This window comes from Kribbella sp. NPDC049584 (assembly GCF_040675555.1).
Lineage (GTDB): Bacteria > Actinomycetota > Actinomycetes > Propionibacteriales > Kribbellaceae > Kribbella.
The window spans coordinates 233,924-248,498 of the sequence record NZ_JBFAPF010000007.1 but is presented as its reverse complement, the minus strand read 5'-3'; the positions used below and the strand labels follow the sequence as shown (position 1 = coordinate 248,498).

Below are 14,575 nucleotides of genomic sequence, written 5' to 3'. Positions count from 1 at the left end.
GGCGTATTTTTGTCAACAGTCCGAATTTAATAGACTCCACCCCATGCCGCCCAACGTCCTGCTCATCTGCACCGACCAGCAGCGGTTCTCCGCGCTTGGTGCCTACGGCAACAACGAGATCGAGACTCCGAACCTCGACCGCCTCGCCGCGCAGGGCGTGCTCTTCGAGAACTGCTACGTCCAGAGCCCCGTCTGCGCCCCGTCCCGGGCGAGCCTGATGACCGGCCGGTACGTCCACGCCCACGGCCTCTGGGCGAACGGCGTCGGCCTCCCCGACCACGAGCGGCTGTTCAGCAAGGACCTGGCCGACGCCGGCTACGACTGCGGTCTCGTCGGCAAGTTCCACCTGAACGCCTGCTTCGGCGGACGGTCCGAGAAGCGCCTCGACGACGGCTTCCGCGTCTTCCGCTGGGCGCACGATCCGTACCCGGGCTCCTCGGAGAACCAATATCACCGGTGGCTCCACACCCTCCGCCCCGACCTGGCCGGCGCCGAGGACACGGAGGTCGACTACGACACGCTCCCGACCGACCTGCACTACAGCCGGTGGATCGGCAACCAGACCATCGACTTCCTCACCCGCTCCCGCGATCGCGACAAGCCGTTCCTGTTCATCGCGAACTTCTTCGACCCCCACCACGGCTTCGGCGCCCCCGACGACTACGTACGCCGTTACCGCGCGAAGCAACTCACCCGCCCCATCCCCGACGACCTCGCCGGCAAGCCGCCCATCCAGACCGAGGCCTCGAAGGCGTCGTACGCCGGACACGCGCGCGGCTACACGTCGTACTCCTCCGAAGAACTGCAAGAGGTCAAGGCCGCGTACTACGCGATGGTCACGCTGGTGGACGACGAGGTCGGCCGCATCCTCGATGCGCTCGACGCGGAGGGGCTCAGCGACGACACTCTCGTGATCTTTACCAGCGACCACGGTGAGATGCTCGGCGACCACCGGCTGATGCTCAAAGGGCCGATGATGTACGAGCAGGCGGTCCGCGTCCCGCTCATCCTCCGCTGGCCCTCCCGGTTGGATCCCGGCATCCGCTGCCCCGAGCTGGTCCAATGGATCGATCTTGCCCCGACCATCCTCACCGCTGCCGGACTGCAGCCTCGCGGTCAGGGTCAAGATCTGTTGCCCTTGGCCACTAATCGGTCGAACGGTCGCGGCTGGGCGCTGAGCGAGTACCGCAACAGCGGCCATCCGTACGATCCACCCGTTCATCTCACCATGCTTCGCCGGGACCAGTGGAAGGTCGTCGTCCAACACGCGACCTCCCGCGAGCGCACCGGCGAGCTGTACGACCTGAGCGCCGACCCCGACGAGCAGCAGAACCTCTGGGACGATCTCTTGCACCGCGACATCCGCACCGACCTGCAAGAGTTCCTGCTCGACGTCCTGGTCGCCACCGAGGACCGCAGTCAGGAACGCGTCGCCGACTGGTAACTCGATGGCGCCACCTGTTAGGTGGTGAAGCGCTGCTCGAACGTGTCGAGGAAGCCTTCGACGAAGCGATACGTGTCTGAGCTGTAGGCGCCGATGCTCCGCTCCGCCTCGAGAGCCTCGCGCATCGCGTCCAGGTACCGTCGCTGCAGGACGGCCATCTGTTCGCGCGTGTCCGGCCTGGTCTCCCGGAGCTGCCGGCTGCCGGACACCAAGCGAGGAAGGATCCGTTCCCTCAGCGCGGTGACCGCTTCGGGATCGATCGGTTCGCCGTCGACGGTCTGCTCCTCCAGCGGTCCGAGCGCGTCGATCGCGGCCTCGCCGATCCGCCGCATCAGCGCCATCACGGAGTCGCGCTTCTCCTCGTCGCTCTCCGGCCGGAACCGCATCCGCGCAATCACCGCGGGCAGCGAGAGCCCGAAGCCGACGAGCGTGATCAGCGCGACGATGAACGCGGCGAGTACGACGGTCGCGCGGTGCGGCGTACCGGCCGGAATGGTCTGGACGGCAGCAACCGTCACGACGCCGCGCATCCCGGCCCAGGCCAGCACCAGCATGCCGCGGGCCGTGATTGGTTCGCGTTCCTCGAAATCCGCATCCGCCTGACCGCGGGCCAGTCGTTTACGCGCCCAGGCGAGGCGAGTCTCCTCCCGCTCCCCCGACGGCTCCATCGCGTCGAGGTGTTCCTCGAACTGGCTCAGCCTGGCCCGCGTCTGCTCGGTGCGATCGCTCGAGCCGAACCGGTACTGCAACAGCGGGAACGTCAGCCCGAGGAACCGCAGGACGACCAGCAGACCCACGACCAGCAGCACGAGCCCCGTGATCTCACCGACCGTCGTCTCCGCGCGGGCGTCGTTGACGAGCTCCGGCAGCTGGTAGCCCATCGCGAGGAAGACGCCGCTCTCCAGAATGAAGCTGATCGTCGTCCAGGTCGTCGCCTGGGTCTGCCGATCACGCGCGCTGAACCTCCGGCTGCCCACCGCGCCGGTCAGGAGACCGGCCATCACCACGGCGAGTACGCCGGACGCGTGCACCTCCTCGGCCGGGAAGTACGCAAGGAACGGTACGGCGAACGAGATCGTCGTGTTCAGCACCGGATCGTCGAGCCGCTGGCGCAGCAGGGCAGTGAGCAGACCGACGACCAGCCCGATCACGACCGCGCCGACGACGGCCCAGATGAAGTCGAGGACCGTGTGGCCGAGGCTGAAATGCGTCGTCACGGCGAGCGCGGCGACCGCTGTCCGCAGAACGACGAGCGCCGACGCGTCGTTGACGAGACTCTCACCTTCGAGGACGGTCATCAGCCGTGGCGGCAGCCCGACCCGGTGCCCGATCGCCGTCGCTGCCACCGCGTCGGTCGGGCTCACCACGGCGCCGAGCGCGGTCGCGAGCGCGAACGAGATGCTCGGGAACAGCGCGTGCACCAGCGCCCCGATCGCCAGTGCGGACGCGATCACCATCACGACCGACAACCACGAGATCAGCGCGAAGTTCCGCCGTACGTCGAGAACCGGCAGCTGGACCGCCGACGCGTACAGCAGCGGCGGGAGGACGCCTGCGAGGATGATCTCGGGCTCGAGGTGGATCGTCGGCGTACTCGGCAGGTAGCTCGCGCCGATCCCCAGCGCGACCAGCAGCAACGGGGCCGCCACCCCCGTCCGCCGCGCGAACACCGATGCCGCGATCATGATCGCGAGCCCCGCACCGGCAATCAGAACGAACTGGTGGTCCACGCGATGGCAGTCTAGGTCCCGCGACCGGCCCGCCAGGGTAATGACCAGGGATTCTCACTGGTGTCATACCAGGTCCGGGGCGGCAGATTAGGTGTCAACGAACCGAGAACATCTCTGGAGGAAGTCATGAGCAGCACCGACCTGAAGCTCGAGGCCGTCGTCATCCCGGTTGCGGACACCGACCGGTCGAAGGAGTTCTACACCGGGCTCGGGTGGCGGCTCGATGCCGACTTCGCGTTCGACAACGGGTTCCGCGTCGTCCAGTTCACGCCGCCGGGCTCGCCGGCGTCGGTCCAGTTCGGCACGAACATCACCTCGGCCACCCCCGGCACGGCGCAGGGGCTCTACCTGGTCGTCAGCGACGTCCAGGCGGCCCGGTCCGAGCTGCTGTCGCACGGCGCCAAGGTCAGCGAGGTCTTCCACCCCGCCGCGCCGGGTGCGCAGTTCGAGGTCACCGACGGGAGCGGACGCGTGGACGGGCGGGCAGACCAGGACGCCAGCTACAGCTCGTTCGCGACGTTCAGCGACCCCGACGGCAACACCTGGCTGCTGCAGGAGGTCACGACGCGGCTGCCCGGCCGGGTCGAGGAGACGACGTACATGAAGGTCGAGGACCTCGAGGCCGCCCTTAAGCGCGCGGCCGCGGCGCACGGCGAGCACGAGGCCCGCACCGGTCAGGCCGACGAGAACTGGCCCGCCTGGTACGCCGCCTACATGTTCGCCGAAGGCACCGGCACCGAGCTTCCGCAGTAGCCCGGGCCAGAACTGGCCCAGAACTGGCCCCGGACTGGCACGGAACTGTCCATGGAGGTCCTTAGCCTGCCCGTATGAACCGGATCGATCGGCTGTACGCCCTCGCCGAGGAACTACGGGCAGCGGGACCGAGGGGGCGTACGGCGCGGCAGCTGGCCGCCCGTTTCGAGGTCAGTGTGAGGACGATCGAGCGCGATCTGAGCGCGCTCGGTCAGGCCGGGGTGCCGCTGGCGACGAAGCAGGGCCGCACGGGCGGGTACAGCGTGGACCGGTCGATGAGCCTGCCGCCGCTCAACTTCACCGCCCGGGAGGCGATGGCGGTCGCTGTCGCACTGAGCGGCAGCGACCACGTGCTGTTCGCCCGCGACTCCCGGACGGCCCTGCAGAAGATCGTCGCTGCCATGCCGAAGCAGGCCCTTGACGAGGCGCGGGCGGCGGCCGCGAAGGTCCGGCTCCTGGTCCGGCCGACGCCTGATCCGGACGGCGACGTCGCCGAGCAGATCTGGCGCGCCGTCCGCGACAACCAGGTGCTGCGCATCTTCTACACCAATGGCGACGGTGTGGAAACCGTCCGCGAGGTCGAGCCTCAACACTGGGTCGTCGGTCCGAAGGGCTCCTACCTGACGGCCTGGTGCCATCTGCGCCAGGAGGACCGGGTCTTCCGGATGGACCGCATCACGAAGGCCGAGCGCACGCCGATCCTGCCGCACCGACCGCAGGCGACCGGCGACCTGCACGTCGACGGCTTCGAGACCAAACTGCCGGCCGCTGCCTTGCATCCCGAGGATCTTTTTCCAACTCCGACATAGGGCTGTCGCGAACCGCTGGAACCGTGGGTTCTACCGAAACAGTTCGACGAAGGAGAGATCCCATGACGAATCCCGCCGCCGGCACGCTGGCCTGGTTCGAGGTCGCGAGCGACGACCCGGACGGTGCGCAGAAGTTCTACGGCAGCCTGTTCGACTGGACGTTCGAGTCGTCCGGCAGCCTCACCTCGGGCGGCCTGGACTACCGCAACATCACCGCCGCCGGCGCCCAGCAGCCGATGGGCGGCATCTTCGGCACCGGCGGCCAACTGCCCAACCACGCCGTCTTCTACATCCTTGTCACCGACCTCGAAGCCACCTGCGCCCAGGCAGAACAGCTCGGCGGCACGCTCGTCAGCAAGAACACCGACCCCGCCCCCGGCACCCCGGCCTTCGCCTACCTGCGGGACCCGTCCGGCAACCAGTTCGGCATCTTCACCCCACCTGCCGCGTAACGCCAGGTCCTGAGGAGCGAGATCCGCGCCGGCGCCGGCGTGTGCAGCCGGCGCCGGCGCGGATCGTGTCGCGGTCGTCAGACCGCGAGGCGGCCGCCGTCGACCGGGAGGGTCGCGCCGTGGATCAGGGAGGCTTCGTCCGAGGCCAGGAAGACGATGCCGGCGGCAACTTCCTCCGGACGGCCCACGCGCTGCAGCGGGGTGGTGCCGGCCAGGCCGTCGAGGTTCTCACCCATCACGGCGGTGCCCTCGGTGCGCGTCGGTCCGGGGCTGACGGCGTTCACCCGGACACCGGCCGCGCCGAACTCCGCCGCCCAGGCCCTGGTCAGCAGCTCCACGGCCGCCTTGCTCGAGCCGTACGCTGCCATGCCGGCCATCCCGAAGTACGCAACCATGGTGGTGACGTTCACGATCGCGCCGGATCCGCGGGCCGCCATCAACGGAGCGAGCTCGGCGACCAGGTAGAACGGCGCGCGCACGTTCACGGCGTACACCGCGTCGAAGTCGCTGTCCACCGTCTCGGCCGTCGGCCCGAACGGGAAGATCCCGGCGTTGTTGATCAGTACGTCGACGTGCCCGCCGCCGAGCTCGATCGCCTGCTTCGCCAGCGACCGCACCTCGTCGAGCCGGGCCAGATCGGCCCGGACGAAGTCCGCCGTACCGCCGGCGGCCCGGATCTCCTCGACCGCCTTCGTCCCGCGCGCGACGTCCCGCCCGCTGATCACGACATGCGCGCCACGCCGTGCGAGCTGGTCGGCCACCGCCCGGCCGATCCCGCTGTTGCCACCGGTCACGAGCGCGGTCCGGCCGGCGAAGTCCTGCGTCATATCCGTTCCCCATCCAGGTTGTTGGAGTGATTGCTCCAATAGTTCGCCGGAGATATTGGAGTATCAACTCCAAAATCGCTACGGTGGAGGCATGACGACCCAGCGGCTGACGAGGAAGGGCCAGGCGACCCGCGACCGGATCGTCGCGGCCGCGGCCCGGCTGATGATCGAGCAGGGCGTCGCCCGCACCACGATCGAGGACATCCAGGCAGCCGCCGGCGTCAGCCCGTCGCAGCTCTACCACTACTTCCCCGGCAAGGACGCGCTGGTGTCGGCAGTTATCGAGCAGCAGACCGCGCAGGTCCTGGAGATCCAGCACAGCGGGCTGGGCAGTCTCGACAGCATCGACTCGCTGGCGAACTGGCGGGATCTGATGGTCGGCATCCTCACCGACGTGCAGTGCGCCGGCGGCTGCCCGCTCGGTTCGCTGGCCAGTGATCTGTCCGAGAGCGACCCGGTCGCCCGGATCCAGCTCGCCGGAGCGTTCGCGCAGTGGGAAGGGCTGATCCGCGAGGGCCTGGTCCAGATGCAGGAGCGTGGCGAGCTCGCCGCGGACGCGGATCCGGCCGAGCTCGCCGTCGCGATGCTGGCAGCCGTGCAGGGCGGCCTGCTGCTGAGCCAGGTACGCCGTGATCCCGCTCCACTGCGGATCGCGGTCGACACGATGATCGACCATCTGCACGCCTTGACCCGTTAGTAGGGTTCACCCATGGGCAGCAGCGTGTACGTCGCATCGGTCGAGGGAACGACCGGGAAGTCGACGGTGGCTCTCGGAGTTCTTCAACAGCTGTCGCGGCGGGTCGGGCGCGTGGCTGTGTTCCGGCCGATCGTCCGCGCCGACACCGCGACCCACGGCGGTCGCGACTACGTGCTCGACCTCCTGATCTCACAGGACGCGGTCACGCACTCGTACGACGATGGCGTCGGGGTCACCTACGAAGAGGTGCACAACGACCCGGACGCCGCGCTCGACACTATCGTGCAGCGGTACCACGCGGTCGCCGAGCACGCCGATGCTGTGCTCGTCGTCGGCAGCGACTACACCGACGTCGGCACTCCGACCGAGTTCTCGTTCAATGCAAAGATCGCGGCCAACCTCGGCGCGCCGGTCCTGCTGGTGCTCAACGGCTTCACCCGTACGCCCCACGACGTACGCACGATCGCCGACCTGGCCGCGGCCGAGCTCGCCGCGAATCACGGCTCGCTGTTCGCGGTCATCGTCAACCGCGCGAGTGACGGCGGACCGCTCGTCGCCGCGCTGGACGGCGTCGGCGCGCCGGTGTTCGCGATCCCGGAGGAGCCGCTGCTGAACCAGCCGCTGGTCGCCGACCTGCTGCCTCCCATCGACGGCCGGCTGGTGAGCGGTGACCCGCAACTGCTGAACCGCGAGGTCACCGGCCTGATGATCGCCGGCATGACGATGCCGAACGTGCTCGACCGGTTGTTCGAGGGCGCGGCGGTCGTGACGGCGGGCGACCGGCCGGAGGTCGTCCTCGGCGTACTGATGGCGCACGCCTCCCGCAACTTCCCGCAGATCTCGACCGTCATCCTCAACGGTGGATTCGAGCTGCCGCCGCAGGTGCAACGCCTGATCGAGGGGCTCGGCGTCACGCTGCCGATCATCGAGACCGACCTCGGCACGCAAGCGGTCTCGACCAGGCTCACCGCGGTTCGCGGCCGTTTGACCAAGGATGCGCCGCGCAAGATCGACACCGCGCTCGCTCTCTTCGACCAGTACGTCGACGGGCAAGCCCTGCTCGACCAGCTCGCGCTCGCGCGGAGCAGTGCCGTGACGCCGCTCATGTTCGAGCATCAACTGGTCGATCGCGCGGTCTCCGACCGCCGGCACATCGTGCTGCCGGAGGGCGAGGAGGAGCGGATCCTTCGCGCCGCCGACGTCCTGCTGCGACGGGGTGTCGCCGACCTCACCCTGCTCGGCGATCCGACGACGATCAGCGCGAAGGCCGCGTCGCTCGGCGTGGACGTGTCCGCGGCGACCGTCGTACATCCGGAGCACAGCGAGCTGACCGAGCGATTCGCGGCGGAGTACCACCGGCTGCGACAGCATCGCGGCGTCGACCTCGACCGGGCGCGCGAGCTGGTCCGGGACGTGTCGTACTTCGGCACGATGATGGTCCAGCTGGGACTCGCGGACGGGATGGTCTCAGGCGCCGTCCACACCACCGCACACACGATCCGGCCGGCGCTCGAGGTGGTCAAGACCGTGCCCGACACGTCGGTCGTCTCGTCGGTGTTCTTCATGTGCCTGCAGGACCGGGTCCTCGTGTACGGCGACTGCGCGGTGAACCCGGATCCGAACGCCGAGCAGCTGGCGGACATCGCGATCTCGTCCGCCGAGACCGCGGTCGCGTTCGGCGTCGAGGCGCGGGTCGCGATGCTGTCGTACTCCACCGGCAGCTCCGGCACCGGGACCGACGTCGAAAAGGTGTCGAAGGCAACGAATATCGTGCGCGAACGGATGCCGCAACTGCCGGTCGAGGGACCGATCCAGTACGACGCCGCGATCGACAGCGCCGTGGCTCGCACCAAGCTTCCGGACTCCCCCGTGGCCGGCCGCGCGACGGTCTTCATCTTCCCGGACCTCAACACCGGCAACAACACGTACAAGGCGGTGCAGCGCTCGGCCAACGCGGTCGCGGTCGGCCCGGTCCTGCAAGGGCTGCGCAAACCGGTCAACGACCTGTCGCGAGGGGCAACTGTGCGGGACATCATCAACACGGTCGCGATCACCGCGATCCAGGCCCAGCAAGGCGGCGCGAAGTGATCGAGCACGTGTTGGTCATCAACGCCGGATCGTCCTCGCTCAAGTACAGCCTCGTCGACTCGGCCTCGGGTGAGGCCGCCGCGACGGGCCTCGTGGAGCAGATCGGCGAGGAAAGCAGCCACCACGTGCATCACGGGCCGAAGGGCGAGTGGAACGACGATCAGCCGATCGCCAACCACGAGGCCGCACTCGAGGCCGCCGTACGGGCGTTCGAGACGCAAGGGCCCGCGCTTGCCGACGTGGACATCGTGGCGGTCGGACACCGGGTCGTGCATGGCGGCGACCGGTTCGCGGCGCCGGCGCTCATCGACGACGAGCTGATCGCGGCGGTGACGGAACTCGTCCCGCTCGCTCCGCTGCACAATCCGGCCAACCTCGAGGGCATCAAGGTCGCGCGGCGGCTACTGCCGGATCTGCCGCATGTCGCCGTGTTCGACACCGCGTTCCACCAGACGCTGCCGTCGTACGCCTACACCTATGCGGTGCCTTATGAGTGGCAGGAGAAGTACGGCGTCCGCCGGTACGGGTTCCACGGTACGTCGCACGCTTTCGTTTCGGCCGAGGCGGCGCGGCTGCTCGGTCGCTCGCCGGACGAGATCAACGTGATCGTGCTGCACCTGGGCAACGGTTGCTCCGCCGCGGCGATCCGCGGCGGGCAATCGGTGGACACGTCGATGGGCCTCACGCCGCTGGAAGGTCTCGTGATGGGCACCCGCTCGGGCGACATCGATCCGGCGATCCACGGACTTCTCGCCCGGGTCGCGGGACGTACGGCCGAGGAGACGGACTACACGTTGAACTCGGAGTCCGGCCTCAAGGGTCTGACCGGTGTGAACGACTTCCGCGAGATCGCCCGGCGCCGTGCAGCCGGGGACGAGCGGGCTCAGCTGGCGTTCGACATCTACTGCCAACGGATCAAGAAATACATCGGCGCGTATTACGCCGTACTGGGGACCGTCGACGCGATCGTCTTCACCGCCGGCGTCGGTCAGCACTCCGCCGAAGTCCGCGCTGCCGCCGTTGGCGGATTGGACGCCTTCGGCATCCACCTCGACCCCGACCGCAACGCCGGCTCCGAAACCTTCGCGTCGACCGACGACAGCCCGGTCGCCGTCCTTGTCATCCCCACCAACGAGGAATGGCAGATCGCCCGCGAAGCCCTGACCGTCGTACACCAGGGCTAGCGTCGAGCCGGGGCGATGGTGAGGGCTGCTTCGGCGAGTTCCGCGAGGCGGTGTGCGCGGGCGGACTCGGCCGGGGTGAAAGGCTCGCCCGGCCGATGGAAGGCGAACAGGCCTGTCCAGGGTGAGGGCACCTTCAGGACGTCGCCTGGAAGTTGTCCGGCCAGCGTGGCCCGGTCCGTGACGAGCTGAGCGCCGAGCAGTTCGGCGACCACGTGCGGGAGTTCGGCCGGGTCCGCGACGACCCGCGCCGACAAGCTCAACGCCCGGGTTTGACCGTCGACGAGCGCCAACGCGGTCGTCGGCCAGACGTGGGTACTGCGACCGCCACCCGCCTCGACCGCCGACTCCAGGTCCGCGGCGGTGATCGCGTCCGGCGTCGCGACGACCAACTCGTCTCGAACTCCGTCGTCGATCGGGTGAACGTGCAGGCCGAGGATGTTGGCGTCCAGGTCCGCGAGCCGGCGAGTGATGCTCTCCAGCGAACCCGCCCGATCGTCGAGTGTCACCCGGATCCGCCACAACGTGCCGATCCCCTGTCGCGGGAGCGCCTTCGGAGCATGCAGCCACGACCGGAGCAAACGCATCGTCGACGGCTCGACCACCCAGATCACCAAAGCGGTCGTCACACTCGCCAGCACGACAACCGACACCACATACGGCGGATGCGCGGCAAGCACGACCGCGTGCAGCGCCAGCTCGACCGGAGCAACCGCGACGAGCTTCGCCAATGTCAACCGCAGCCGCCGGGGGTGAGGCAGCCGTCCACACACGTCACAGGCTGTCCCGCCGGTGAGCGTCGTACGCAACGAATCCATACGCCACAGCGTTGCTGACCAACGTTGCCCCGCTGTTGCCCCGGTATGACGTTTTCTCAGCCCGCGACGCTGCGTACGGCGTCGGTGACACAGGCGAGGGCCAGCAGCCGGACTATGTCGGTGTGAGCCTCGACCTGCCCGGTCGAAGCCGCAACGAATCCGTCGCCGTCGAACTGGGTGTGCGGTGGAGTGATCGCCCTCGCCAGGCCGTCATGCGCGCCCTGGGCAACGACCCGGCAGCCGACCTTGTCGAGGCGGGCGTTCGTGACGACGATCCCGATCGTCGTGTGCGCCCGGCTCTCGCTGAACTCGAACGGCTGCGCCAGCACCCGGACGGCATCGAACGACACGCTCGCCCTGCCGTCGTCGATGTCGCCGAAGGCGTTCACCACGGCCAGGCAGGCGACCACGAGCTCGCCGAGCCGGTGTTCGGCGTACCCGAGCCCGCCGGGCCGCCGACCGTCCGGCCCGCGCCAATGACCGACGTACGCCCCGGCCCCGGCTCCGACCTGACCCTGCAGGATCTGCTCGCCCTTGCATGCCTGGGCCGCCGCATAACCGGCGTCTCCGTCGGGCGCCGCCGACGGATCGCCGGCGGTGAGGTCGAAGAGCGCCAAGGTCGGCACGATCGGTACTGCGCCCGCGGGCGTCATCACGCCGCGACCGAGTTCGCGGTAGTACCGCATGACACCGTCCGCGGCCGCCAGTCCGAACGCTGATCCGCCGGTCAGTACGACTCCGTCGATCGTGCTGACAGCTTTGCCGGGCTCGAGCAGCTCCAGCTCCCGCGACGCCGGCGCACCGCCACGCGCCTCGTACGACGCGACCGTTCCTTCCGGTAGATCAACCACCGTGCAGCCGGTGCGGCCGTCGAAGTCGCTCCAATGCCCGACCCGGACCCCGGGTATCGCGAACGTCGCCATGACACCCAACTTCGCACATCAGGCGGTCAAGCGCGGTCGGCGGACAGCTCCTCGGCGATGCGGATGCCGATCACCAGGCAGGCGGTTGCGGCGGGTGAGGGTGCGTTGAGGACGTGCAGGGCGCGGCCGTCGCGGAGGAACAGGAAGTCGTCGACGAGTTTCCCCTCGCGGGTGACGGCCTGGGCGCGGACGCCGGCGCCGGAGCGGCGTACGTCCTTGACCTCGAGCTCGGGGAGCATGCGACGGGCCTCCCGGACCAGGGCGCGGCCGGTGAGGGAGCGGACGATCTCCTTCGCGCCGGTCCGCGCGTACCGGCGGGCCAGGCGCCACGTGCCTCGGTACGCAGCGGCCTCCCAGACGTCCTTCGGGGCGATCTTCGACCAGCTGTAGCCTTCGCGCGACAGTGCGGGTACGGCGTTGGGGCCGACGTGGACGCCTCCGTCGATACCGCGGGTCAGGTGGACCCCGAGGAACGGCAGGTCGGGGTCGGGCACCGGATAGACCAGGCCCTTCACCAGGAAGTCGCGCTCCGGAACGATCTCGCTGAACTCGCCGCGGAACGGCAGGATGCGCACTCCCGGCTCAAGGCCCGACGCACGCGCGAGCCGGTCGCTGTGCAGTCCGGCGCAGACGGCGACGCGATCGGCCTCGATCACCTCGTCCGTCGTTCGCACGCGGGCGGTCGAGCCCGCATTCTCGACCGAGGTCACCGAGATTCCGGTACGAATCTCTCCGCCCGCGGCTTTGACGTCCTCAGCGAGCGCGGCGGCAACCAGTTTGAAGTCCACGCGGCCGGTGGAGTCGACGGCCAGCGCGCCCTTGACGCGGAGGTGCGGTTCACGTTCGGCCACCTCGCCGAGGGTCAGCCGGCGAACCGGTACGCCGTTCTCCTGGCCGATGCCGAACAGCCGGTCGAGCTGCGGCAACTCGGCCTCGGACGTCGCCACGACCAGCTTGCCGGGGACATCGAGCGGGATGCCCTTCTCCTCGCAGTACTCCTTCAGCGCCGCCCCACCGGCTACGGCGAACCGCGCCTTGAGCGAGCCGGGCCGGTAGTACAGGCCGGAGTGCACGACGCCGGAGTTGTGCCCGGTCTGATGCGCGCCGACCGACGGCTCCTTCTCCAGCACGACAACCGGCGTACCAGGGTCACGCTGCTGCAGGGCACGCGCCACCGCCAGCCCGACAATCCCCCCACCAACCACCACCGCTGATCTCGTCACGCTGTAAAGAGGTCCCTCCGGTCGCCAGAAATACATCCATCGGGAGCCCGGCTGAGGCCCCGGCTTCGAGGTTAGTGCGTGTGGGCGATTTGTTCCTCGATGCGGAATTCGAGGCCGTCGGCGGCGGCGAGGTAGACGTCCTGGTCGACGAGGTTGCCGTCGAGGCGGAGTAAGCCGCGGGGGCTGTCGTAGAAGTGGCCGGTGGGGAGGGCGGCGGACATTTCGATCGAGCCGCTGATCTCGCCGAGGCGGGCGAGGAAGCGGATGGCCTCGTAGCAGGATTCGCCGACCGCGTTGAGCGCGGGCGCGAACGGGCCGAAGCGGGTGTAGTACTGCTGGGCGAACTCGCTGCTCTCCACCGTCGACAGACCGTCGAAGTACGCCGCGGCCGCGTAAACACCGTGGTTCGCGCCGGGGCCGGCGCCGAGCAGCGTGTTCTCCTCGATCGCCGTGCTGAGGCGGAGCAGGTCCTCGCTCAACCCGGCGCGGGCGAACTGACGGTTGAAGTGGACCGCGTCCTGCCCCATCAGCAACATGATCACGCCGTCCGCTTTTGTTGCCTTGAGCCCGTTGATCACCTCGGTGAAGTCGGAGGTGCCGAGGGCAACATAAGCCGACGCGACGATGTCCAACGCCTCCTGCGCAACGGATCCGGTGACCCGCGGATACACGTAGTCGTTGCCGACGACAACCCATCGCCGGGCGCCGTGATGTTCACGGAGCCAGCGGGCCGCCGGCAACAACTGGTTGACCGGACGCTCGCCGAGCATGAACACCCCAGGCGTGTCGTCGCTCCCTTCGTGCATCGCGGCGAACGCGTACACGACCCGTCCACCGATCCGTCGCGTCAGCGCCACGCGTACGGCGGAGATGTGCCACCCGGCCACCGCCTCGACCCGTCCGGAGTCGACCAGCCGCCCGACCTCCTCGGCGACCACCTCAGGGGAACGACCGGCATCGACCTGAACCAGCTCGACCCGGCGTCCGGCGATGCCGTTGCGCGCGTTCAACTGCTCGACGGCCAGCTGACCGCAGGCGAGACAGGACGGCCCGTAGATCCCGGTCGGCCCCTGCAGCGGCACCACGAAGGCGATCGGCAGTACGTCGGAACGCCGCACGATCACCTCCTCCTCGCCGGACGGGCGCGACCTCAGTGTGAACGAATCGGAGGCGGAACTTCGAGCGAACGGCTATATTTCCCAGCACCTGAACCGACGAGGGGGTGCGGATGGCGTCGAGCCTGCTCCTGCTGCTGAAGCGGGTCGAGCGGGAGATCGAGCTCGGCCTGTCGCCGCTGCTCGACGAATTCGGGCTGACGATCGAGCAGTGGCGGATCATGGCCGCGCTGCACGAGGAGCCCGGTCAGCCGATGTCGCTGCTCGCGGAGTCCGCCGTACTGCCGGCCGCGAGCCTGACCCGGCACGTCGACAAGCTGGTCGAGCGCGGGCTCGTGCTGCGCCGCGTGCAACCGGACGACAAGCGCCGCATCGTCACCGCCCTCTCCCCCGTCGGCGCGACCGTCGCCGATCGCCTCGGCGCCGCGCAGCACGCCCTCGAGGCCCAGCTCCCGGATTACTTCCAGATGGAAATACACGAACGTAGCGGATCGGCAACACACAGGTAACACGGC

14 protein-coding genes are annotated in these 14,575 nt (G+C 68.9%); 8 read left to right on the top strand and 6 right to left on the bottom strand.

All coding sequences use genetic code 11. The annotated features are described in order from the left end of the window. Window positions 1-43: 43 nt before the first annotated feature. Window positions 44-1,444 carry a sulfatase-like hydrolase/transferase gene (locus AB0J62_RS24590; protein WP_363875420.1) on the top strand — a complete coding sequence of 467 codons (1,401 nt, stop codon included), beginning with the start codon at window positions 44-46 and terminating at the stop codon, window positions 1,442-1,444. 17 nt (window positions 1,445-1,461) lie between these two features. Here the strand turns inward: AB0J62_RS24590 and AB0J62_RS24585 are convergent, their stop codons facing one another. After that, window positions 1,462-3,174: a sodium:proton antiporter gene (locus AB0J62_RS24585; protein ID WP_363875417.1), complete on the bottom strand. Its 1,713-nt coding sequence runs from the start codon at window positions 3,172-3,174 to the stop codon at window positions 1,462-1,464. Window positions 3,175-3,300: 126 nt separating this feature from the next. Between AB0J62_RS24585 and AB0J62_RS24580 the strand changes: the two genes are divergently transcribed. From AB0J62_RS24580 to AB0J62_RS24570, 3 genes are all read left to right on the top strand, one after another. Then, window positions 3,301-3,927, top strand: a complete 627-nt coding sequence (locus AB0J62_RS24580; protein ID WP_363875414.1) for a VOC family protein — start codon at window positions 3,301-3,303, stop codon at window positions 3,925-3,927. 74 nt (window positions 3,928-4,001) lie between these two features. Beyond that, entirely contained in the window at window positions 4,002-4,736 is a 735-nt protein-coding gene (locus AB0J62_RS24575; RefSeq protein WP_363875411.1) for a YafY family protein, read from the top strand. Window positions 4,737-4,798: 62 nt separating this feature from the next. Further along, a complete protein-coding gene (locus AB0J62_RS24570; protein ID WP_363875408.1) occupies window positions 4,799-5,188 on the top strand; it encodes a VOC family protein in 390 nt (129 codons plus the stop codon). Window positions 5,189-5,265: 77 nt separating this feature from the next. Here the strand turns inward: AB0J62_RS24570 and AB0J62_RS24565 are convergent, their stop codons facing one another. Then, window positions 5,266-6,015 carry an SDR family oxidoreductase gene (locus AB0J62_RS24565; protein WP_363875405.1) on the bottom strand — a complete coding sequence of 250 codons (750 nt, stop codon included), beginning with the start codon at window positions 6,013-6,015 and terminating at the stop codon, window positions 5,266-5,268. Between the two features lie 91 nt (window positions 6,016-6,106). Between AB0J62_RS24565 and AB0J62_RS24560 the strand changes: the two genes are divergently transcribed. The 3 genes from AB0J62_RS24560 to AB0J62_RS24550 are packed head-to-tail and all read left to right on the top strand — an operon-like array spanning window position 6,107 to window position 9,984. Next, window positions 6,107-6,712: a TetR/AcrR family transcriptional regulator gene (locus tag AB0J62_RS24560; RefSeq protein ID WP_363875402.1), complete on the top strand. Its 606-nt coding sequence runs from the start codon at window positions 6,107-6,109 to the stop codon at window positions 6,710-6,712. 12 nt (window positions 6,713-6,724) lie between these two features. Further along, window positions 6,725-8,800 carry a phosphate acetyltransferase gene (pta, locus tag AB0J62_RS24555; protein WP_363875399.1) on the top strand — a complete coding sequence of 692 codons (2,076 nt, stop codon included), beginning with the start codon at window positions 6,725-6,727 and terminating at the stop codon, window positions 8,798-8,800. Continuing rightward, complete coding sequence (locus AB0J62_RS24550; protein ID WP_363875396.1) at window positions 8,797-9,984, top strand: acetate kinase; 1,188 nt, start codon at window positions 8,797-8,799, stop codon at window positions 9,982-9,984. Before pta ends, AB0J62_RS24550 begins: the two co-directional genes overlap by 4 nt. Here the strand turns inward: AB0J62_RS24550 and AB0J62_RS24545 are convergent. The 4 genes from AB0J62_RS24545 to AB0J62_RS24530 all read right to left on the bottom strand — a co-directional run bounded on the left by AB0J62_RS24545 (window position 9,981) and on the right by AB0J62_RS24530 (window position 14,063). After that, window positions 9,981-10,799: an ACT domain-containing protein gene (locus tag AB0J62_RS24545; protein ID WP_363875393.1), complete on the bottom strand. Its 819-nt coding sequence runs from the start codon at window positions 10,797-10,799 to the stop codon at window positions 9,981-9,983. The two genes, AB0J62_RS24550 and AB0J62_RS24545, sit on opposite strands and share 4 nt — an antisense overlap. Before the next feature lie 56 nt (window positions 10,800-10,855). Further along, window positions 10,856-11,722: a P1 family peptidase gene (locus tag AB0J62_RS24540; RefSeq protein ID WP_363875390.1), complete on the bottom strand. Its 867-nt coding sequence runs from the start codon at window positions 11,720-11,722 to the stop codon at window positions 10,856-10,858. Window positions 11,723-11,748: 26 nt separating this feature from the next. Then, window positions 11,749-12,945, bottom strand: coding sequence for an L-2-hydroxyglutarate oxidase (lhgO, locus tag AB0J62_RS24535; protein ID WP_363875387.1), 1,197 nt, complete (start codon window positions 12,943-12,945; stop codon window positions 11,749-11,751). 71 nt (window positions 12,946-13,016) lie between these two features. After that, a complete protein-coding gene (locus tag AB0J62_RS24530; RefSeq protein WP_363875384.1) occupies window positions 13,017-14,063 on the bottom strand; it encodes a substrate-binding domain-containing protein in 1,047 nt (348 codons plus the stop codon). Window positions 14,064-14,173: 110 nt separating this feature from the next. Between AB0J62_RS24530 and AB0J62_RS24525 the strand changes: the two genes are divergently transcribed. Beyond that, the gene (locus AB0J62_RS24525) at window positions 14,174-14,569 is read left to right on the top strand and encodes a MarR family transcriptional regulator (RefSeq protein ID WP_363875381.1); all 396 of its coding nucleotides are present in this window, start codon (window positions 14,174-14,176) and stop codon (window positions 14,567-14,569) included. Window positions 14,570-14,575: the final 6 nt, after the last annotated feature.

What these genes read in the sequence shown, in the direction of transcription:
- AB0J62_RS24590 (WP_363875420.1), top strand. Translation starts at nt 44, where the DNA reads ATGCCGCCCAACGTCCTGCTCATCTGCACCGACCAGCAGCGGTTCTCC.
- AB0J62_RS24580 (WP_363875414.1), top strand. Translation starts at nt 3,301, where the DNA reads ATGAGCAGCACCGACCTGAAGCTCGAGGCCGTCGTCATCCCGGTTGCG.
- AB0J62_RS24575 (WP_363875411.1), top strand. Translation starts at nt 4,002, where the DNA reads ATGAACCGGATCGATCGGCTGTACGCCCTCGCCGAGGAACTACGGGCA.
- AB0J62_RS24570 (WP_363875408.1), top strand. Translation starts at nt 4,799, where the DNA reads ATGACGAATCCCGCCGCCGGCACGCTGGCCTGGTTCGAGGTCGCGAGC.
- AB0J62_RS24565 (WP_363875405.1), bottom strand. Translation starts at nt 6,015, where the DNA reads ATGACGCAGGACTTCGCCGGCCGGACCGCGCTCGTGACCGGTGGCAAC.
- AB0J62_RS24560 (WP_363875402.1), top strand. Translation starts at nt 6,107, where the DNA reads ATGACGACCCAGCGGCTGACGAGGAAGGGCCAGGCGACCCGCGACCGG.
- pta (WP_363875399.1), top strand. Translation starts at nt 6,725, where the DNA reads ATGGGCAGCAGCGTGTACGTCGCATCGGTCGAGGGAACGACCGGGAAG.
- AB0J62_RS24545 (WP_363875393.1), bottom strand. Translation starts at nt 10,799, where the DNA reads ATGGATTCGTTGCGTACGACGCTCACCGGCGGGACAGCCTGTGACGTG.
- AB0J62_RS24540 (WP_363875390.1), bottom strand. Translation starts at nt 11,722, where the DNA reads ATGGCGACGTTCGCGATACCCGGGGTCCGGGTCGGGCATTGGAGCGAC.
- AB0J62_RS24525 (WP_363875381.1), top strand. Translation starts at nt 14,174, where the DNA reads ATGGCGTCGAGCCTGCTCCTGCTGCTGAAGCGGGTCGAGCGGGAGATC.